Here is an 18,739-nt window from a genome sequence, read left to right on the forward strand (position 1 = left end):
TAATCGTGTTAACGAATTTAACGAGGTTGTATAGGCTTTCAAACTATATAATTGTCTAGGTTCAAGGTGAAGGTAACTGGCTCGTCGAGCGGCTTTCACCGTTTTCGTTTCGCTGTTGTCCTTGACCGCTTTACTAATATAGCTTGCCTATAGGGAGTTTGTCAACTGGTTTGAGAAAATTTGTTTAAAGTCCCTTCCTGTCTGCGTTTCTGACTGATTCTAAGCTTTAGTTTCAAGCAAAGCGGAGCGTGGTTGCCAATATTTATTTTCTTGATGGTGATTATTGGTATCTCTGCTCGAGAGCTGGAGTAAGCTCGGAAAAGGCGAGGGACGGCATCTATGTGATACCGTCCCTCGCTTTTCTAATTTGGGTCGCGACAGAAGCAAGGCTATTCAATATTCAAAATCCAGGTACCGACATAACAAGGCTATTCAATATTCAAAATCCAGGTACCGACATAACGAGCTAGGGGAAAGTCAGCACTACTTTTGACTTGAGCAGTAAAGTAGAACATGCCTGCGCCATCAGGATTCTGGACGTTATTAAGGATAACTTCAATGTCATCTTTGGTTTTGATCCTTTGGGCGAGATCGATTTGGAGGGTTTGAGCTTCTCGATTCCACTCGACAGACTCAATGGGAATGGATTTGTCGCCAACTAAGACTTCTACAGCTTTGTCGTCAAATTTACCCTTGTAATAGTTAGGGTAAGTGATTTGGATTTGAGCTGCACCGAGACGGTTAATTTTTGAGCCAGGAATTTTGAGCCGATAGCGATCGACTGTATTACGAGTACCTGAGTCTAAACGATAACTGAGTTGATTCGATGGTTCGACACCACTAAAGATTGTGAATCCAGGCAAACCCTGGGATTTAGCAACAATCGGTGCAATTGTGAAGCAAGTGGCTAGGGCGATGATTGGGAATAGTTTCTGAGCTGTCTGACTGTTCAACATCTGTATTCTCCTCTTTGGTCTCGCGTTGGGGATATGCTACTTAAATTTACTCTTAATTTAAGATTAATTACCTAATATTTATCAATTTTGGTTGAATTAGCGGAGAAGGTTACATAATTGGGTCGTGAATGGTAACTAAGCTGGTGAAACGTTGTGGTACACAGGAAGTCTGGCTTACCAATCTAGGCGAGGGTGCTGACGATCGAATGTGTGACTAAATGATGAGGACGATCGATCGCTTTATCACTGTTACCAGGAAGGATTTGGAGATCGCTTCATCACCACCAACGATCCTACCAGTAGTATGAACAAGCGTGTTGCGATCGATCGCCTCAGCTTCAGGGTAAAAGGATCGCCCAACGCTGAGGGGAACGGTGCTGTGATGCTCAATGACGCGATGGTGACGAATCGGTGAGGTGCGAATGTCCTTGCCAACTGGAGGATGGGGCGAGGCTATTGGGGATCGTCTGTTTCTACTTCGACCATGGTGGCATTTTCCATCAGGAATAAGCGTGCCAGTTTGTCATAGATACCTGCGCCAATATACTGAGGGTATGTGTGAGATCGACTGTAGACCCAAATTAATTCTCCGTCATAAAAGATGCGGACATCTTCAACTAGACTTTTGCACTTGGGTTTGAGCGAATTTCCGGCCGCCAAAGCATCTGTCCATCGCTCAAACTGGCGATCGTAATCTTTAGCAAATACTCTGAACATAAATTTGTGATTGGTGACGATGGAAGGGCGAAATATTAAGCTAATCTAAGCTTGGTAAGACAGCACAATTGTAATGGTGCTACCAAGATGGATTGTCTGGGACCCAGCAATTCTTGTATGCTGAAGGTAAGATTTATTTAACTCATCTCTCACCTATCTCCAGAGCGTTATGTCTTTATTTCGTCCGCTGATATCCATCCTACTAGTATTTATTTCTGTCCTCGTCGTCAGTTGTGGTGATGGCTCTCAAGCAAAGGCTCCAACCTATAGTGCTGCACAACTGGCACAAATACAAGCTACAAACAAAAATGTGACCGCCATCAGCGATCGACTGCCAGAACTAGCTACCCTGATTGAAAACCGAGATTGGAATAATGTCAAATCTTTTATTCATGGCCCACTAGGCGAAATCAGAACTCGGATGTCTGGTTTGTCAAGAGAGCTGTTACCAGGAACGAAAGAGAAGGCGTTGGCGATTGGGAAAGAAGTCTTTACTCATCTTAACAAGATTGATGAAGCTGCTAGCAACAATGACTACAAAATCGCGATCCGCAACTATAGCGAAGCTCTCAAGGATTTGGCAAGTTTTTCAGAATTGATTCCTCACGCATAAGGATAACTAGTGTTACGGCTTGGTGTGTGCTCGGAGCGTGCATCTGTATTGTTCGGGTACCCTTCCTGGGTACCCTTTTAAGTGTCGGAGCGATTTCAGTGGTTGCGACTCTCATCTTTCAATTATTTTAATTATTCAATGTCTACAAGGATTAGTATTATCGGCTGCGGCATTATTGGCGCGACAATTGCTTACGAACTGAGTCAATCGACCGAGTATCGGATCGATGTATACGATCGACAGCAGCCAGCGCAAGCAGCTACAGGTGCAGCTCTGGGAGTATTGATGGGTATTATCAGTCAAAAAGTCAAAGGACGCGCTTGGAATCTCCGCAGGGATAGTATTCGGCGTTATCAAACTCTGATTCCCGAACTCGAACAGATCGCTGGAGTCAAAATTCCAGTGACGCAGGGGATCGTCAAATTATTGTCACCTGAAGAAGATCTAGCTAAATGGGTGGAATTAGCTACCACCCGCCAGGAGCAGGAGTGGAAATTAGAAGTGTGGAATCCTCGCCAAACTTTGACTAATCTGCCCCAAATCAATCGACAATTTAGGGGTCATGCTGTCTATTCACCTCAAGATCTTCAAGTCGATCCAGTTGCCCTCACTACTGCCTTGGTTGCTGCCGCGCAGCTCAACGGTGTGAATTTTCATTTCGATCGCGCGATCGAGTCAATTGAGGCAGATAGCCCCGACTGCTGCGATCTTTTGACCCCTGACCTACCCACTTTGAACAGCGATCGAGTCATCGTGACGGCGGGATTGGGTGCGACTAACTTGCTCTCACCACATGCACCGATTGATATCCAGCCCGTTTTGGGGCAAGCCGTGCAGATCCGGTTGTCACAGCCGTTGGGAAATCCAGATTTGCAACCTGTAATTGTCAGCGAGGATGTCAATATCGTCCCCTGTGGTGGTAATAATGATTACTGGGTGGGTGCAACGGTGGAATTTCCGCTCGATGGGGTGATGGTAGCGCAGGGAGCTTGTTTGGAGCGACTCTACCAAATTGCGATCGCGACTTGTCCAGATCTAGCTCAGGGTGAAATTGTCCGCACTTGGCAAGGATTGCGCCCACGTCCCAATCATCGTCCGGCTCCAGTTATCGATCGAGTCGGCAAGAATCACCGAATTTTGGTGGCTACTGGACACTATCGTAATGGGGTTTTGCTTGCTCCAGCGACAGCGCGGATTATTAGCGATATGTTATTGGTTTAAGAATCTCGAACGATTGTCAGCCCTAATGCTGCATAGCTGGCAAGTCGATCGAGTGATACACTCGGAGCAGTTACTAGATAAGTTAACGCCCTAATTGTATCGACGACATAATTAGCCGCCGTATCTAATTTGGCTTCGGTTGCAAGTCCAATTACCTCAGCAGCTCCGGCAATCATCGCTTTTTTAACATGTGCTTCATCGAGATTGGCGACACTAATCCCGACTTCGGGATGGAGACTGCACACACCGAGCATACAGATATCCGCCCTAATCGATCTCAAGGATTCGATCGCGGTTGCGCCGACATTTACTAGAGCTTTCTTATAGAGCCTTCCCCCTAACATTATCACTTCAATCCGATCGTGTTCGGCCAGTGCTAACGCGATCGGGGGGCTATTGGTGACAACCGTTGCTTCGAGATCTAGCGGTAAATGCTGGGCGACTTGTAGTGTTGTCGTACCTCCATCTAAGATTACCACTTGCCCAGGGCGAACTAGTTTTGCTGCTGATTTGGCGATCGCTTCTTTTTCTCTCGGTGCCTGTTTTTGCCTGTCTGCATAGCTGGCGGTGGCGGGGGATGTAAGCAGTGCGCCACCGTGAACTCGCTGCAATAGTCCGGCTTCGGATAGTTCCCGCAAGTCGCGGCGCACGGTGTCTTCGGAAACCTTCAATTCGTTGCTCAGTTCTGAGGAGAGCACCTTTTTGTTGCGGTGCAGAATTTCGAGAATAAATTGTCTGCGCTCGGCTGTTAGCATCAGTTGTTTGCCTGAAGTTGCGGGTTTGGTCTTGATAATGCTTGTTTGTTAGTATATACTCTTTTTCATGCTGGTTTTTTAAGTGTTTATTCGCTTTCAAATATAAAATAACGCATTTTCACGCAAAAGATAATATTAAGATCGGCAATCTCCTCAGCGGTTGAAACCGCTACTCGGAAGGCAAAGTCCGCCTACGCGGACTAAATTAAGTCTTAGTCCGCGTAGGCGGACTTTGCAACCTTAGCCGCGACTTTAGTCGCAGGTACTCTAGCAACCAATTACAGCAATCTAGATTTATGACTAAATTTCCGATCGATCTCGCCGCCTACAAACGCATCAGCCTAGATGTCAGCAATCCTACTCTGACTAACGAACAGAAAACTAGCCTCAAAGATAATATCCAACTGTGTCGCGATGCGATCGTCTTTTTCACCGCCACAGGTGCGGCTCGTGGCGTAGGCGGACATACAGGCGGGCCATTCGATACCGTGCCGGAAGTGATGATTCTCGATGCGCTCTTTCGTGGTGCGGCTGAGAAATATGTGCCGATTTTCTTCGATGAAGCTGGGCACCGTGTAGCCACTCAGTATTTGATGTCTACCCTCAATGGTGACTTACCTGCCGAGCGGTTGATGGAATACCGTGCAGCCCATTCGCACTTACCTGGACACCCCGAACTCGGCTTTACTCCTGGCGTGAAATTCAGTTCCGGTCGGTTGGGTCACATGTGGCCGTATGTCAACGGTGTGGCAATGGCAAACCCTAGTAAAATCGCTTTCTGCTTGGGTTCCGATGGTTCGCAGCAAGAAGGTAACGACGCTGAAGCCGCACGGTTAGCCGTCGCCCAGAATCTCAATGTCAAACTGATTATCGATGATAATGACGTGACGATCGCGGGTCATCCGTCCAAATATCTCGTCGGTACTACCGTTGCCAAAACCTTGGTGGGTCACGGTTTGCAGATCCTCGAAGGGAATGGTGAAGATATCGATGACTTGTATGCACGAATCTGTCAAGCTGTCAATACTGCTGGGCCGATCGCGATTATCAACCATCGCCCCATGTGTCCTGGGATTGTCGGTCTAGAAGGTCAAACCCACGGTCACGACGTAATTTCGGTCAAACTCGCGATCGAATATCTCGAATCCCACAGTCAACAAGCCGCTGCCGACCACCTCAAAGGCATCAAAGCACCCAAAAATGAATACACCTTCCTAGGTTCCAGCGATAAATGGGATGCCAACCGCAACGTCTTCGGCGATGCTGCTGTAGCGATTCTCGGTCGGATGAGCGAAGCCGAGCGCGTCGAAAAAGTCAAGGTCATCGATAGCGATCTCGAAGGCTCCTGCGGTCTGAAAAAGATTCATGATGCCTATCCTGAAGTCTTCATCTCCTCCGGCATCATGGAGCGCGGTAACTTCTCCGCCGCCGCTGGCTTCGGGATGGAAGCAGGCAAACAAGGGATTTTCGGCACCTTCAGCGCGTTCCTAGAAATGTGTATTTCCGAAATCACGATGGCGCGGTTGAACAATTCCAACGTCCTCAGCCACTTCTCCCACTCTGGGATTGACGATATGGCAGACAACACTTGCCACTTCGGTTTGAACAATATGTTCGCCGACAATGGTTTGAGCGATGGTTTTGCCACCAATCTCTACTTCCCCGCCGACCCCCATCAAATGCGCGCCTGTTTGGAAACAATTTTCCACAATCCAGGCTTACGATTTGTCTTCTCGACTCGTTCTAAAGTACCCGCTATTTTAGATACAAACGGCAAAGATTTCTTCGGCGGCGATTACAAATTTGTCTCCGGTAAAGATGAAGTAATTCGTGAAGGTACTCAAGGCTATATCGTCAGTTTTGGTGAAGCTTTATACCGATCGTTAGATGCAGTCGAACGCCTCAAACAAGAGGGGATTGATATCGGTCTGATTAACAAGCCAACATTGAACTCGATCGATGAAGAAATGATGGCAAAAATTGGTAAGTCACCAATGGTATTAGTGGTCGAATCTTTCAACCGCAAAACTGGTTTGGGCAGTCGCTTCGGTTCGCAGTTATTGGAGCGCGGCTATAAGCCTAATTACAATCACCTCGGTACGCATATCGAAGGTTGTGGCGGTCTATGGGAGCAATTCCCACATCAGGGTATCGATCCGGCTGGGATTATGGCTGCGGTTAAGAAGTTAATGGGTTAGGAGATTTAGGTTTTGAGACGCACGAGTTGGAAGTTTATTCCGGCTCGTGTGTTTTTTCGTGCGTTGCTAAAGATTATATCCTACATTATAATCATAGTATTGTGTTGTCTTTCTCTATAAGTGAGTAATTAGCGAGCATGAACAATAATGATACAGAAGCAATCATCAAAGCAAGCAGTGAAGATATTCGATATTACTCTGTTGTAAGAGATACGATTCATGGTCTTGACGGAATTAGGGTTTCCACTGTTTCTAGTGGTATATCAATAGTTCTCTCACTCTTTGGTGCATCTATTGCACTTTGGCAAAATCTTACACCGTTGAAACTCGGTCAAATTTCTTGGCCTTTGCCTGAGTTCGTAGGATTAATCCTTGCTGTATTTGGATCGATATTGAGTTTTTCGTATCAAAAAAAAATTTGTTTATTCAACACATTTCTTAGGGAAGCAGTATCGATAGCTACCAAAATTGAAGAACGCATAATTCCAGATATAGCTTCTAGAGAATTGTATGCTTTAACAAAAAAGTTTGAGCAATGTCATCCTTCAGCCGGAAGCCGCGGAGACAATCTTTTTGAACGAACACTAACTATGAGCTTTTATATTCTTATTGCATTGTGTGTTTTCTTAAGTTTTAGAATAATCGTATCTTTTCATATCTTTTGAAGATGCTATTGATCTTGACGTGAGTTGTATAGTTTACCACCATTCTCTTTATATCTATTTAAGACATTACAAGCTTCTTGTCTTTTTACGTCAGTAATAACTGTAATACCTCTTGATTCTAATGCACTAGCCCAATCTTTAAGCTTTGGTCCCTCGTCAAATCCAATAGCACGAGCATCTTCATCTCTTGCTCCACATATTACTCTACTTACTCCTGACCAAGGTATCGAACCAAAGCACATAGCACATGGTTCACAAGAGGTTACTAGTTCGTGTTGTGGGAATTCACTCTTTCCCAAATCATATGTTCCTAGTCTCTCTTGAGATAGTGCTAAAGCGACCATCTCAGCATGAGCAAGTGAATATCCAGATTTGACTACTAAATTAACCCCTACAGAAATTAATAAGCCAGAATCTATTTCAAAGACAGCCGCGCCAAAAGGACCTCCTGTTTGCTCAAGAATATTGAGACTGGATAGCTTTATAACCAAACTCATCCTATCTTCAATATCTATCAGTGGATACTTAATCGAATCTTCAAATTTTTGCAACCAAGTTGGTAAATGGATTGACAGATGATTTTTCATTGTTTTTCTTTTGTAGATTAACTGAAATTGGAAGGCTGATTAACGATTTAACTAAACGGAATGATATTGCTGGATGGAAAGGTCAATCTAAATATAACATTACATGTTTCGATGTGGGAATTTGAGATAGTGATGTTTTATTTGATCGGTTATCGGTGGGTGAGGGCGGGTTTGATTGAGATTTTGAGAATTATTCGGAATCGATTCCATAAACCCGCCCCTACGAACCCGTACAGGCGAATGTGCGGGTGGGTATAAAGGTCGACCGTATTTATGGCCGATCGATCTACACCGTCCAATCTTCTGTTGCTAATTTTGGAACTTTGCCAAAATCACGAACATTACGAGTCAATAGCACCAAGTCACGAGAGATAGCAATTGCGGCAATTCTCAAATCCATTGTCGATACCCGAACTTTTTGGGAGCGTAAATCATCAAAAATTGCGATTGATTCAGCATCAAATGGCAAAACCGGAGCCGATGCAAAACCCTGAAGAATTTCTATTAAAAGATTGTACCCGCGAATCGTATCGGTATTTGTCTGAGCGCGATTGATAAAATTGTGAGCACCAAGCGTCTGTTCGTGAAAACTAACAGCGGATAAAGCAAAATCTTCTGGAGAATACCTGTCCATTCGCACCATTAAATGAGTAAATTCCACACTCGATCTGCGTTGTAAAAAACTGATATGGTCGGTATCCAGCAAATATTTCACGATTACTCGGCACTTTCATTAATAGGCCGATCCGATTGACGGAAAGTTTTTCCGTATTCCAGAGCCTCAAGGAAAACTGCCTCGTCAGAAATTGAGCCAGTAAGTTTTTGCAACCAGCTTTCAGTGACAGGCTTAGTGTCAACCTTTCGTTGCAGATCGCAAACTGTCTGTTCGAGAGTTTCCAAACGTCTTTCGATAGTTAATTCATTCAACATTTTTTTATCCTTAGAAGGATCGACTTTCTAAATTATATCTCTTACTAGAGGCTACGCCAACGCATAAACCCGCCCCTACGAACCTGTACAGGCGAATATATGGGTGGGGATTCGCTCGATCGTACTTATGGTCGATCGCCCATAGTCCAAGGCTAGTTCCCGCAGTGTTAAACTAGTATGTATATTTTACCGATCGACTAATGAAACTAACCGTAATCGTCCATGAAGCGATTCTCCAGTAGGAGAGGCTTTGCCAACGAAGGCGGATATTGGGCAGAGGTACCCGCAATCCCAGGCTGTGCGACAGAAGGGGATAGCTGGGATGAATTGATATCTAATCTGCATGAAGCGATCGAAGGTTGCTTGTCAGTCGATTCTAGCCAGCTAGAAGTAGATGGCAAATCTCAGATTTTAGAACTGGCGATATGAAATCGATGTCAGGCAAGGAGTTAGCTAAATTATTAGAAGCTAACGGTTGGGATTTACTGCGGATTCAAGGTAGTCATCACATTTACGGTTAAGCTGGTAATCCTGCGAGAATTTCCGTTCCGATTCATCGCAACCAGGACATGAAAATAGGATTGTCACGCAATTTACTCAAAACCGCAGGCTTATTATCGATGTTCGAGGGTAAATCCGATCGATCTATAGATGAAGCCGATCTCCAAATTGAAATCGATCCATCCATAATCGACAGAACAACAGATAGCAACGCAGTAGATAATATCGAAGATCGATCTTGAATATTAAGTAGGGCTGCAAGTAATAATTCAGGTATAAAAGATGAGTATTAGAGAAAAATTATCCAAGAAACTGAAAATGCCTCCGATCGCCTTTTGATCGAGGTATTAGATTATTTACAATATCTAAAAGTAAAACATCAGCAAGGAATGATGGAAACTGCTTTGCTTAGTGAAGCGATCCTTGCGATCGATCTCCTGAGTTGATTAATATCGGCAGAATATTTCAGTTCGCCTCGTTGTCCTGGAATTCAAACTAGCTCGATCGCATCAGCTTGCCAATAAATATCGATTTGATGCTCATATGCTCTCACGGCTTGCTAAAGTTTCACAATATATTTAGATTCGTAACTCATAAATATGCGAAGATCGATCTAGATAGTGTTCAGTCCATCCACTGTGAGTTTTAAACTAGATTGGTAGAGGTAGTAGCGTGAGTAATAGACGGATCTTAGTAGTTGACAACGAAACAGCGATCCAAGAAGTTGCTCAAATTTCGCTGGAAACTGTGGCTGGGTGGGAGGTAACCACTGCGGGTTCTGGATTGGAAGGATTGGTAGTTGCCGAGCGCGATCGACCAGATGCGATCTTGTTGGATGTGATGATGCCAGATATGGATGGGCTGGATACCTTCAGTCGGCTGCAAGCAAATCCAGCAACTCGCTCGATCCCTGTGATTCTACTGACTGCCAAAGTCCAAACAACCGATCGCCAAAACTATCAAGAACTCGGTATCCGTTCGACGATCGCCAAACCATTCAGTCCGTTAGAATTGGCGCAACAAATCGCCACAACTCTAGGTTGGAAGCTCTGAATGGTCATCGGCTTGCATTTCTAGCCAGAGCGATAATAGGTGGAAGTGATGAAAATCTTGGTAGTTGAAGACGATCGCGCATTGGCGGAGGTACTGAGAGTTACCCTGTCAACTCAGAAGTACGCTGTCGAAATTGCTTATGATGGGCAAGCTGGATTGGACTTTATCGAAGCATTTGACTACGATCTGCTGTTATTGGATGCGGTTTTGCCCAAACTAGACGGGATTAGCCTCTGTCGCCATGTGCGATCGCGTGGCTATATGATGCCAATTTTGCTACTCACGAGTATGGATAGCAAACGCGATCGCGTGATTGGTTTGGATGCTGGCGCAGATGATTATGCGATCAAGCCGTTCGAGCCAGAAGAGCTATCAGCCCGAATTCGTGCGCTGCTCAGACGCGGAGACGATCGCACTCGCCCAGTACTGACTTGGGAACAGCTAACTCTCGATCCGCGTACCTATGAAGTAACTTACCAACACCAACTCCTCAATCTCACCCCCAAAGAGTACTCGCTCCTCGAACTTTTGCTCCGCCACAGTCGGCAGTTATTTAGCTGTGGAGCGATTTTGGCGCACTTATGGGCATATGAAGATGCGCCGAGCGAAGAGGCTGTCCGCACACACATTAAGGGACTCAGGCACAAACTCAAAGCAGCAGGTGCGCCGACTGATTTTGTCGAAACTGTCTATGGGATCGGCTATCGACTCAAGTCTGGGGAGCCTGTCATGTACCAACAAGTAAGCTTGGGCGAAGATCGCCTTCACCTCGCTCCAGATCCAGTCTCCAGGGGAGATGCTGCGCCCGTTAGTGAGGCTACCGCTACCAGGCTGAGTCCAGGATCGGGATCTGCCGCAGATATCCCCAACTTTCTCACCGAAATCTGGAACCGACACTACGAGCAATTGTGCGAGCGAGTTACCTGGATCGATCGGGCGATCCTCGCACTCACAGATCGAGCGTTGACTCCCGAAATCCGCCAAGAGGCTTGGCATAGCGCACACAACCTCGCTGGTGCTCTCGGTACATTTGGGCTGCCGCATGGTTCGCAAGTAGCCAAACAAATCGAATTACTACTAGCTGCGAATACAGAGCTAACTCCTGCCCAAATTTCCCAATTGCAAAGTGGAGCCGAGGAGTTGCGCCAAGAGATTGGTAGCAGAACACCCAGGGAGGATGTAGGTGCCCCTAGATTGGAGCCGTCAACAGAGCGATCTGCGTGGTTATTGACGATCACTCAGGAGACAGATTTGGTTTTAGCTTTACAAGCTGCCGACCCAGGTAAGTTTGAGATTGTCAGCGCGACGGAGCTGGGATCGAGCCAGTTAGCCCAAGCACCAGCGGCGATTGTTCTCGATCTAGACTGCTTCCCGCAGATGACTGACGGATTGACTGCCTTATCAGAATTAGAGCGGGATTACCCCCATCTGCCCGTAGTAGTTTTGAGTCAACCGCAGGACTCGGAGCTAGCAATGCCAGCTAACAGCCCTCAGCAGCTGTGGCAGCGGGTTGAAGCAGCACGTCGGGGTGCGCGACTATTTTTGTCCAAACCGATGCCTGCTGGGCAGATTTTGGCAGCGATCGATCGAGTCATCCAGCAGGCACGGCTCGGGGGCGGAGCGGAGCTGAATCGACGAGTCAAAGTTACGATTGTGGATGACGATCGACTGTTGCTTGAAAGCGTCAGCACCCTGTTAGCGCGTCAAGGGATGAGCGTGACGACTTTATCCGAACCTAGCCGCTTTTGGGAGGTACTAGAAGCTTCCGCCCCTGACTTATTGATTCTCGATTTGGATATGCCGCTGTATGACGGGATCGATCTGTGTCAAGCAGTGCGTACCGATCCGACGTGGGCAGCTCTACCGATCCTGTTTCTCACCGCTCATGCTGCATCGATCGCTAGCGATCGAGTTTTTGCCGCTGGTGCCGATGATTTTGTGACTAAACCCGTCGTCGATGCTACCCTCGTCACCCGCATCATCAATCGACTCGATCGGATCGGGGCAGGCAAGCCATCAGTTAATTAGTTGATAGTTGATAGTTGATAGTTGATAGCTAAAATGTAGTGGAACGACCGGACTAAAACTGTGGGCATTCAGAATCCTGAAAAATACAACCAGTCTAGTCACGCCAGTAGTGGGACGACCAGACTAAAAATGTGGGCATTCATAACTCTGAAAAATACAATTAGTAATATTTTGAGCGATCTCTTTACCCACATTTTTAAGCGTGTCAATGCAGTAGGGTGGGCACTGCCCACAGACCATATTTAGCCGCAGCAATCAGAATCGATCTTATTTTTAGATCGATTGGCTCCGATCCGCTTGGCGATCGCGCACTTAAAGCAAATCTATGAATTTTACATTCTAAAACATCACATTAATCGATCGAGAAATTCAGTGAATTAGATCGATAATCTGTTGGTGGGCAGTGCCCACCCTACTGGGACTAAACTTTCGGAAACTCCTCAGACAGCTATTGCAATCACTTTTCTGGTGATGAATATTTCGACTCTGCCCCGGCAGTTTTTTGCCTTTTTTTGTATTTATTTGAGAATTAACACTGTTTTTGTGATATTTGAATCCAGACGATTAATAAAAATTATAATTGATTCTAATCGTATCCTAATTGCTGATGAATCCAATTCGATCGATCTATTAACGACCCAATTGAATGCCATTTATTGACTTTTTTGGCTTAACTACACGTATCTTTTGAATGCCAAGGTCACATTATGCCCGCCAAAACCAAAGGAGTTGGATAGCACGACATCGACATTGGCAGTGCGACTGACGTGGGGGACATAATCGAGATCGCAACCTTCCTCGGGAGTTTCGAGATTGATCGTGGGGGGGATGATACCGTGATGGATGGCGAGAGCGGATGCGACGCCTTCGATACCGCCTGCGCCGCCGAGGAGGTGTCCAGTCATCGATTTGGTGGAACTGACGGCGATCTTGTACGCGTGGTCGCCGAGAGCCTTTTTGATGGCGGCGGTTTCGGTGGGGTCGTTGATGGGGGTACTGGTACCGTGGGCGTTGATGTAGCTGACGGCTTCAGGTGCGAGTCGGGCGTCTTTGAGACAGAGGGACATGGCGCGGGCGGCGTCGATGCCACCAGGGGTCTGTCCGGTCATGTGGTAGGCATCACAGGTCATAGCGTAGCCGACGACTTCGGCATAGATCTTCGCGCCGCGATTCTGGGCGTGTTCGAGTTCTTCGAGTATCAGGATGCCAGAACCTTCACCCATCACGAAACCATCGCGTCCGACATCAAAGGGGCGACAAGCGTGGAGGGGGTCATCATTGCGGGTGGAGACGGCTTTACAAGCGGCAAATCCGGCGATGCCCAGGGGGGTGATCGCGGCTTCGGTGCCACCGCAAATCATCGCTGTGGCGTAGTCGCCCTGAATTAGTCTAAAAGCTTCACCGATCGCGTTTGCACCTGCGGCACAGGCTGTTACGGTACAGCAGTTGGGACCTTTGGCTCCGATTTCGATCGCGACGAGTCCGGCTGCCATATTGGCGATCATCATCGGAATCATAAATGGGCTACAACGGCTTGGCCCTTTGGTAAGGTAGATTTCTTGCTGTTCTTCGAGGATCTTGAGTCCGCCGATCCCCGTACCGATGGTAACACCGACGCGATCGGCATTGCTCGGATCGATCGTCAAACCGGAATCGACGATGGCTTGCTTGGTGGCGCAGACAGCCAGTTGAGCAAATCTATCCATCCGTTTGGCTGCTTTCTTTTCTAGATACAGCAGGGGGTCAAAATTCTTGAGTTCGCCTGCGATGCGACAGTCGTGTTTGGATGCATCAAAGTGAGTAATCGCGCCAATCCCATTTCGCCCACTCACTAAGCCTTCCCAGTATTCAGCTAAGGTGTTTCCAATGGGCGTAATCGCGCCTAATCCAGTAATAACAACACGTTTGCGATCGATCGATCGTGCTTGTGAATCGGAATTTGCCATGATGAAGATCGGGAATCAGAGGTGAGGAGGTGGGTGACTGAGGGGCTGTGCTCATGCGGAGAGTGCCTCCGCATCTGCTTGCACCGCATAATTTCCGCGTGGCGGTACTAGCCTTGCTTGCCATTGATGTAGTCAACTACAGATTGAACTGTTTGCAGTTTTTCAGCTTCTTCATCTGGGATTTCGACATCAAATTCTTCTTCTAATGCCATGACGAGTTCGACGACATCGAGGGAGTCAGCCCCGAGATCGTCGGTGAAGTTGGCTTCGGGCGTGATTTTGCTGGCGTCTACTTCCAATTTATCTGCAATTACGGCCTGTACTTTAGCCAATACATCTGCGCTCATATAAGTTCCTTGTTTACGTGAATAATGATAGTTAATGCGATTTGATTCGCCGATTGGCTTGACGTAGCCTCTGCTACAGATAGATCCGTCAGGCTGTCGGTCATCGACGCAGATACGTTAATAGCACTCTACATCTTAATATGAAAATGCACGATTGCTGTAAAAGAAAGGGGGTAGGGGGTAGAGGGTAGGGAGTAGTGAATGGTGGATAGTGAATGGTGAATGGTGAATAGATAACTTCTCACTCTCCCAGTCCTCCTACCCTCTAACCTCTACCCTCTACCCTCTCTGCTCGGAATCGCAATCGCTTTGATGACTTCGGCAAAATCTGACTCGTTGACGAGGGGGATTAGTTGTTGGAGATAGGGCTGATAGCGAAATAGTTCGTAATTGCGATCGAGTAGATATTGAGCGGCGGCGAAGTCGATCCCTTTACTGGTATAGCTATTATAGATAATTGTCGGTGCAAATTTGGTGATGGTTTGTGTGCCGCCGACGAGGATGGCGAGTTCATTGCCTGCGGTGGAGATTTTGATTATTTCTACTCGCTCGATGGCTGCTTGCTCGACCAATGTATCGAGAGTCAGACAGGTTACCTCTTCTGTTTCTATTGCTAGATCGATCGCAGTTGTTGTCGCTAGATAGTTTAATTCATGATTTGGTTGAATAATCAAGGGATAATTACCCAGTCGATCGCCGAGAGCATTCTTAAATATTTTAACATTTTCAATGCGACCATTTCGACAAGTTTCATGCAGTAGATCGATCGCGCCACTAAATGGTTCGATCGCGTAAACTATGCCATTGTCACCAACTCTACGGGCGGCACTAAAAGTATATATTCCTACTCCAGCACCGATATCGATGACACTCATTCCTGGTTGGATATACTGTCGCCAAAATTCTAATTCGCGCTCGAACCAATCCCCTTGGGCGAGTAGACAGCGCGTTGTCGAACTCTGGAGGGTCGCCGCTACTGCTAGTGAAATATCGCGATCGAAGGGGAGATAAGTCCACGGACTATCGATCGCCAAATGTGTCCATTGCCAGGGAATTTTATCCAACCGCTGACTACCATAATCCAAGCCGATTTGTTGCCAATAACTAGCGATGTCTGGCTGCTCTAAATCTCGATAAGCGAGATACAATGCTTGTAAAATCGTCGGATGATCTAATGCTAACTCTTCCGCTCGATGTAGATATACCAACCCTTCCAATTCTCGATCGCCAATGCTATAAATTCCGAGTCTGATATTCGGAAAAATCAGGTCCGGCATCAGTTGATTCATTAAATGTAACAACCGCACGCCAGTATGATTGTCGAGGGTGATTTGAGTGCGACAAAGTACCTCGGTGAGCATAAGCATGGCTTGAGTATAGCCATTTTCAGTATTCAAAATTCGTTGTAATTGTTCGCTGCGCCCATTGGTGATGTGAGTACGGGTTAATGGTGGAATGTAGACAATTCCAGATGCGATTTTGGCTTCGGTATAAGTTGGTTGGAGGTTGTTGATAAAGGCACTAAACGCAATCTGGGCTGCCTCACTATAGTTACCCAACATGCAGTTGAGTAGAGCCAGGTGTGCCGCACACAGTGGGTGAAGATTGAGCGCAGAGCCTGCTTGGACGGCATCAAAGGCAATTTCGACATACAAGCCATGTGAGAGGGCGTTATCGCAGCTTTCGGCGGCTACTAGGGCGGCGACGGCGAGGTTATTCCAATCGAGGGCGGTTTGGGGTTGCTCCCATTGACAGTTATCTAAAATCTGGGTGAGTTGATGGGTTGCTGGCTCAGAGATTTCGACTTGATTATGTTTGACATATTCTAAGTACGCAGTTTTGGGGTCGAAATCAATAGCCATGTTGATAATTGATAATTGATAATTAGGTGATTAGGTGATTAGGTTATTAGGGTGGGACTTAAATCTTAAAATTTAGAGACTTCAGATATAGTAAGTGCTTCGATCGTGTCGCAACAATCATTAACACTAGTACGCTTCCCCATCGCTATGACTAAAGCTTCATAAGCTGCCCAATTGGTTTGAATGAGGGTTTTGGCAGTTAGTGCGGCGAGATTTTCTTGGGTGACTATTTCCTGTTGCTGTTTACCTGCGAGAAATAAGATGCTCCGCAGTTTTTGGCGATCTTCATTACCACCTTGAGATCGATCGTATACCAATTTTTCCGCAGCTATTCCCGCCATGCAGACTGTACAATACTGCTTGATTTGGGTGGCTATATCTGTCTGTGGTGGGGCAAAGATCGTACCACCCTGTGATGACATCCCTTGAGCGATTGATTCCCACGCGCTGAGTGTGTATCCAGTAATTGGAATGCCTAGTAAATACGCAACTAAAAAATGTCCGGCTTCATGATGAATAATCCGTTGGCGATAGGCTGGATCGGTGCCCGCGATCGCATCTACAATTAAAGTAGCTGCGGTACTGCCAAAGACAAAGTTATCGACAGTCGCACCCACCACGACCGCAAAAATAACTAAAATTGGTACTGTTGAAGAAATATTGAGTAAGGGAGCGACTAAACTAGAGATAGTCATCCCAAATACACAGATTGCTACTAAATTAAAGGAAATTTGTTCGGTCGGGTTGTCTGAATTCATCGATAATTAAGTTGGTCTTCTAGTGTCAAATCGGACAGCTAGGGTATATCGCCACGGGTGCGGAGATAGCGATTGATATCGATGCCTAGTACCGAGTTGACTGTGCCAGTGCGTAAATCTACCGTAGCGCGTCCGTTAATCCCTACCAAATTACCCCACCTGTCGAGTACGGGGCCACCACTCATGCCTGGTAGAGCACTCACTGTATATACTAAGCTATAACCATCGCGATCGCGATCGATCCGTCCTGATAGATTGCCCACCAAAAATTGGTAGGTTCGGATCGAGAGCTGAGGGCTGGGATCTGCCCAACCAGATACATACAGTGCATCGCCTTCAGTCAGTCTGTCGGAGTTACCGAGAGTTGCGACGGGGTAGCGATCGCGACTGCGAAACTCTAAAATAGCTAAGTCTAGCTTACCAACTCTGGCGATCTTCTGGGTGAGGACTCGATGCTGACGTCCATCGCTAGTGGCAAGTGTGAAGGCTGCGGGAGGATCGAGATGTTCGCTGACGACATGCCAGTTTGTCAACACCAGATATCGATGCTCTCGGGGCGCGATTGCCCCGACGCCCAGATCCTCGATGAGCGTTCCTGAGCCACTATTTGCCCCATCGATCCTCACAGTGAGTGTTTTGGCAATCGCGCTGACATTGGGCATCAATACTCGCCAGAGGATGGAGCCGATAAATACTCCTGCTGCTCCGATGGTAATTATATTTACCACCCAGCTAGTTAGCTGATGTTGACGCAATTTCATTTACTTGCGCGAATCGTTCTCAAGGGCGATCGATAGCTACTTTGTTAATAATAATCGATCGATATTAACATAAGCATCACCATTCCGATATTTAATCAGTTGTGCCCCACTGAGCTGAATAATCCGTCCCGACGCTCGCGCCCGCAGATCGAGCATTTGTTCCAGCATCAGCGCAGAATCAGTACCTTTGGGCAGCGTCACCAGCACACTAGTCTGGGGGCAAGTATTGCCACTGACACCTGTATCGACACATAGCACTGGATAGCGATTGACATTACCAGTCCGAATGAATTTTAGCTTACTATCGCGATTGAAGCGATCGAGCCTCGTGGATACTTCCTGACAACGGTTGCCAACGCTATTGTAGCGTCCAGTAAAGGAATTCACCCACTGAATCATCGGGATACTGCCCCGCACCGTTTGAACGACGGTGGTAGGCACTTCACCCACCACTTCACAGCGAAATTTTCGACTCGGTTGAGCTAGGCTGGGCTGTGGCAATGGGAGATCGATTGTGAGCAGCCCAGCCAGAAGGAACACACCAGCAAATTTATGGATTAGGGATAGCATTCTCAACATCACAGGTAGATACAATTGGGGCAGGAAAAGTCGATCGAGCGCTCGGGTAATCGAACCTACTAAAATGCGGTGAATTTTAAAGTAGCGCAATTGTCTCAAATTCATCCACTATTATAGAGGTAGTTAGAATGTATTCTCCCCAACTCTATACCGTCAAAATACTGAATTTGACGATCGAAAGATCGGCTAAATGTATGACTGAGTTGGCAATCGCGATCGCTGCATTTTTTGTAAATATATGCATGGTATATTTAATCACAAA

At 46.7% G+C, this 18,739-nt stretch carries 18 protein-coding genes and 1 pseudogene; 8 read left to right on the forward strand and 11 right to left on the reverse strand.

The features are described 5' to 3' along the window. Positions 1-428: 428 nt before the first annotated feature. Both ACEW9I_RS20315 and ACEW9I_RS20320 read right to left on the reverse strand, forming a co-directional pair. Entirely contained in the window at positions 429-956 is a 528-nt protein-coding gene (locus ACEW9I_RS20315) for a DUF2808 domain-containing protein (RefSeq protein WP_373542145.1), read from the reverse strand. A 453-nt stretch (positions 957-1,409) separates the two neighbouring features. Continuing rightward, positions 1,410-1,673: a hypothetical protein gene (locus ACEW9I_RS20320; RefSeq protein WP_373542146.1), complete on the reverse strand. Its 264-nt coding sequence runs from the start codon at positions 1,671-1,673 to the stop codon at positions 1,410-1,412. A gap of 169 nt (positions 1,674-1,842) precedes the next feature. Between ACEW9I_RS20320 and psbQ the strand changes: the two genes are divergently transcribed. Beyond that, positions 1,843-2,286, forward strand: a complete 444-nt coding sequence (gene psbQ / locus ACEW9I_RS20325; RefSeq protein ID WP_373542147.1) for a photosystem II protein PsbQ — start codon at positions 1,843-1,845, stop codon at positions 2,284-2,286. Between the two features lie 138 nt (positions 2,287-2,424). Beyond that, on the forward strand, positions 2,425-3,507 hold the full coding sequence (locus ACEW9I_RS20330) for an NAD(P)/FAD-dependent oxidoreductase (RefSeq protein WP_373542148.1): 1,083 nt from the start codon (positions 2,425-2,427) through the stop codon (positions 3,505-3,507). Here ACEW9I_RS20330 and ACEW9I_RS20335 read toward each other — a convergent pair. After that, positions 3,504-4,262: a DeoR/GlpR family DNA-binding transcription regulator gene (locus tag ACEW9I_RS20335; RefSeq protein WP_373542149.1), complete on the reverse strand. Its 759-nt coding sequence runs from the start codon at positions 4,260-4,262 to the stop codon at positions 3,504-3,506. The genes ACEW9I_RS20330 and ACEW9I_RS20335 overlap by 4 nt on opposite strands. 296 nt (positions 4,263-4,558) lie before the next feature. Between ACEW9I_RS20335 and ACEW9I_RS20340 the strand changes: the two genes are divergently transcribed. Together ACEW9I_RS20340 and ACEW9I_RS20345 are read left to right on the forward strand one after the other, a co-directional pair. After that, positions 4,559-6,460 (forward strand): transketolase C-terminal domain-containing protein, encoded by a 1,902-nt coding sequence (locus ACEW9I_RS20340; protein WP_373542150.1) that lies wholly within the window; start codon positions 4,559-4,561, stop codon positions 6,458-6,460. A 137-nt stretch (positions 6,461-6,597) separates the two neighbouring features. Next, positions 6,598-7,125 (forward strand): hypothetical protein, encoded by a 528-nt coding sequence (locus ACEW9I_RS20345; protein ID WP_373542151.1) that lies wholly within the window; start codon positions 6,598-6,600, stop codon positions 7,123-7,125. 5 nt (positions 7,126-7,130) lie between these two features. Here the strand turns inward: ACEW9I_RS20345 and ACEW9I_RS20350 are convergent, their stop codons facing one another. Then, the gene (locus ACEW9I_RS20350) at positions 7,131-7,712 is read right to left on the reverse strand and encodes a nucleoside deaminase (RefSeq protein WP_373542152.1); all 582 of its coding nucleotides are present in this window, start codon (positions 7,710-7,712) and stop codon (positions 7,131-7,133) included. A 286-nt stretch (positions 7,713-7,998) separates the two neighbouring features. Continuing rightward, positions 7,999-8,427, reverse strand: a complete 429-nt coding sequence (locus tag ACEW9I_RS20355; RefSeq protein ID WP_373542153.1) for a type II toxin-antitoxin system VapC family toxin — start codon at positions 8,425-8,427, stop codon at positions 7,999-8,001. Between the two features lie 437 nt (positions 8,428-8,864). Between ACEW9I_RS20355 and ACEW9I_RS20360 the strand changes: the two genes are divergently transcribed. The 4 genes and pseudogenes from ACEW9I_RS20360 to ACEW9I_RS20375 all read left to right on the forward strand — a co-directional run bounded on the left by ACEW9I_RS20360 (position 8,865) and on the right by ACEW9I_RS20375 (position 12,224). After that, positions 8,865-9,071, forward strand: a complete 207-nt coding sequence (locus tag ACEW9I_RS20360) for a type II toxin-antitoxin system HicB family antitoxin (RefSeq protein ID WP_373542154.1) — start codon at positions 8,865-8,867, stop codon at positions 9,069-9,071. Then, positions 9,068-9,256: pseudogene (locus ACEW9I_RS20365) on the forward strand (type II toxin-antitoxin system HicA family toxin); the annotation flags it as partial. The gene ACEW9I_RS20360 and the pseudogene ACEW9I_RS20365, both read left to right, overlap by 4 nt. A 559-nt stretch (positions 9,257-9,815) precedes the next feature. Further along, on the forward strand, positions 9,816-10,196 hold the full coding sequence (locus ACEW9I_RS20370) for a response regulator (RefSeq protein WP_373542155.1): 381 nt from the start codon (positions 9,816-9,818) through the stop codon (positions 10,194-10,196). 48 nt (positions 10,197-10,244) lie between these two features. Next, positions 10,245-12,224: a response regulator gene (locus ACEW9I_RS20375; protein WP_373542156.1), complete on the forward strand. Its 1,980-nt coding sequence runs from the start codon at positions 10,245-10,247 to the stop codon at positions 12,222-12,224. Between the two features lie 674 nt (positions 12,225-12,898). Here the strand turns inward: ACEW9I_RS20375 and fabF are convergent. From fabF to ACEW9I_RS20405, 6 genes are all read right to left on the reverse strand, one after another. Then, positions 12,899-14,170: a beta-ketoacyl-ACP synthase II gene (fabF, locus tag ACEW9I_RS20380; RefSeq protein WP_373542157.1), complete on the reverse strand. Its 1,272-nt coding sequence runs from the start codon at positions 14,168-14,170 to the stop codon at positions 12,899-12,901. 107 nt (positions 14,171-14,277) lie between these two features. Next, the gene (gene acpP, locus ACEW9I_RS20385; protein ID WP_373542158.1) at positions 14,278-14,517 is read right to left on the reverse strand and encodes an acyl carrier protein; all 240 of its coding nucleotides are present in this window, start codon (positions 14,515-14,517) and stop codon (positions 14,278-14,280) included. Between the two features lie 272 nt (positions 14,518-14,789). Then, the gene (locus ACEW9I_RS20390) at positions 14,790-16,379 is read right to left on the reverse strand and encodes an FkbM family methyltransferase (protein WP_373542159.1); all 1,590 of its coding nucleotides are present in this window, start codon (positions 16,377-16,379) and stop codon (positions 14,790-14,792) included. Between the two features lie 65 nt (positions 16,380-16,444). After that, complete coding sequence (locus ACEW9I_RS20395; RefSeq protein WP_373542160.1) at positions 16,445-17,137, reverse strand: ATP-dependent Zn protease; 693 nt, start codon at positions 17,135-17,137, stop codon at positions 16,445-16,447. A gap of 38 nt (positions 17,138-17,175) precedes the next feature. After that, complete coding sequence (locus tag ACEW9I_RS20400; RefSeq protein WP_373542161.1) at positions 17,176-17,898, reverse strand: serine protease; 723 nt, start codon at positions 17,896-17,898, stop codon at positions 17,176-17,178. A 36-nt stretch (positions 17,899-17,934) separates the two neighbouring features. Beyond that, positions 17,935-18,468: a COP23 domain-containing protein gene (locus ACEW9I_RS20405; RefSeq protein WP_373542162.1), complete on the reverse strand. Its 534-nt coding sequence runs from the start codon at positions 18,466-18,468 to the stop codon at positions 17,935-17,937. Positions 18,469-18,739: the final 271 nt, after the last annotated feature.

The sequence above is a fragment of the Chamaesiphon sp. genome (assembly GCF_041738855.1).
Taxonomy (GTDB): domain Bacteria; phylum Cyanobacteriota; class Cyanobacteriia; order Cyanobacteriales; family Chamaesiphonaceae; genus Chamaesiphon.

Bases quoted from the DNA above. Each gene is read 5' to 3' on its own strand.
- ACEW9I_RS20330 (WP_373542148.1), top strand. From the start codon at position 2,425: ATGTCTACAAGGATTAGTATTATCGGCTGCGGCATTATTGGCGCGACA.
- ACEW9I_RS20315 (WP_373542145.1), bottom strand. From the start codon at position 956: ATGTTGAACAGTCAGACAGCTCAGAAACTATTCCCAATCATCGCCCTA.
- fabF (WP_373542157.1), bottom strand. From the start codon at position 14,170: ATGGCAAATTCCGATTCACAAGCACGATCGATCGATCGCAAACGTGTT.
- ACEW9I_RS20335 (WP_373542149.1), bottom strand. From the start codon at position 4,262: ATGCTAACAGCCGAGCGCAGACAATTTATTCTCGAAATTCTGCACCGC.
- ACEW9I_RS20400 (WP_373542161.1), bottom strand. From the start codon at position 17,898: ATGAAATTGCGTCAACATCAGCTAACTAGCTGGGTGGTAAATATAATT.
- ACEW9I_RS20405 (WP_373542162.1), bottom strand. From the start codon at position 18,468: ATGCTATCCCTAATCCATAAATTTGCTGGTGTGTTCCTTCTGGCTGGG.
- ACEW9I_RS20320 (WP_373542146.1), bottom strand. From the start codon at position 1,673: ATGTTCAGAGTATTTGCTAAAGATTACGATCGCCAGTTTGAGCGATGG.
- psbQ (WP_373542147.1), top strand. From the start codon at position 1,843: ATGTCTTTATTTCGTCCGCTGATATCCATCCTACTAGTATTTATTTCT.
- ACEW9I_RS20395 (WP_373542160.1), bottom strand. From the start codon at position 17,137: ATGAATTCAGACAACCCGACCGAACAAATTTCCTTTAATTTAGTAGCA.
- ACEW9I_RS20360 (WP_373542154.1), top strand. From the start codon at position 8,865: ATGAAGCGATTCTCCAGTAGGAGAGGCTTTGCCAACGAAGGCGGATAT.
- ACEW9I_RS20340 (WP_373542150.1), top strand. From the start codon at position 4,559: ATGACTAAATTTCCGATCGATCTCGCCGCCTACAAACGCATCAGCCTA.
- acpP (WP_373542158.1), bottom strand. From the start codon at position 14,517: ATGAGCGCAGATGTATTGGCTAAAGTACAGGCCGTAATTGCAGATAAA.
- ACEW9I_RS20375 (WP_373542156.1), top strand. From the start codon at position 10,245: ATGAAAATCTTGGTAGTTGAAGACGATCGCGCATTGGCGGAGGTACTG.
- ACEW9I_RS20345 (WP_373542151.1), top strand. From the start codon at position 6,598: ATGAACAATAATGATACAGAAGCAATCATCAAAGCAAGCAGTGAAGAT.
- ACEW9I_RS20350 (WP_373542152.1), bottom strand. From the start codon at position 7,712: ATGAAAAATCATCTGTCAATCCATTTACCAACTTGGTTGCAAAAATTT.
- ACEW9I_RS20390 (WP_373542159.1), bottom strand. From the start codon at position 16,379: ATGGCTATTGATTTCGACCCCAAAACTGCGTACTTAGAATATGTCAAA.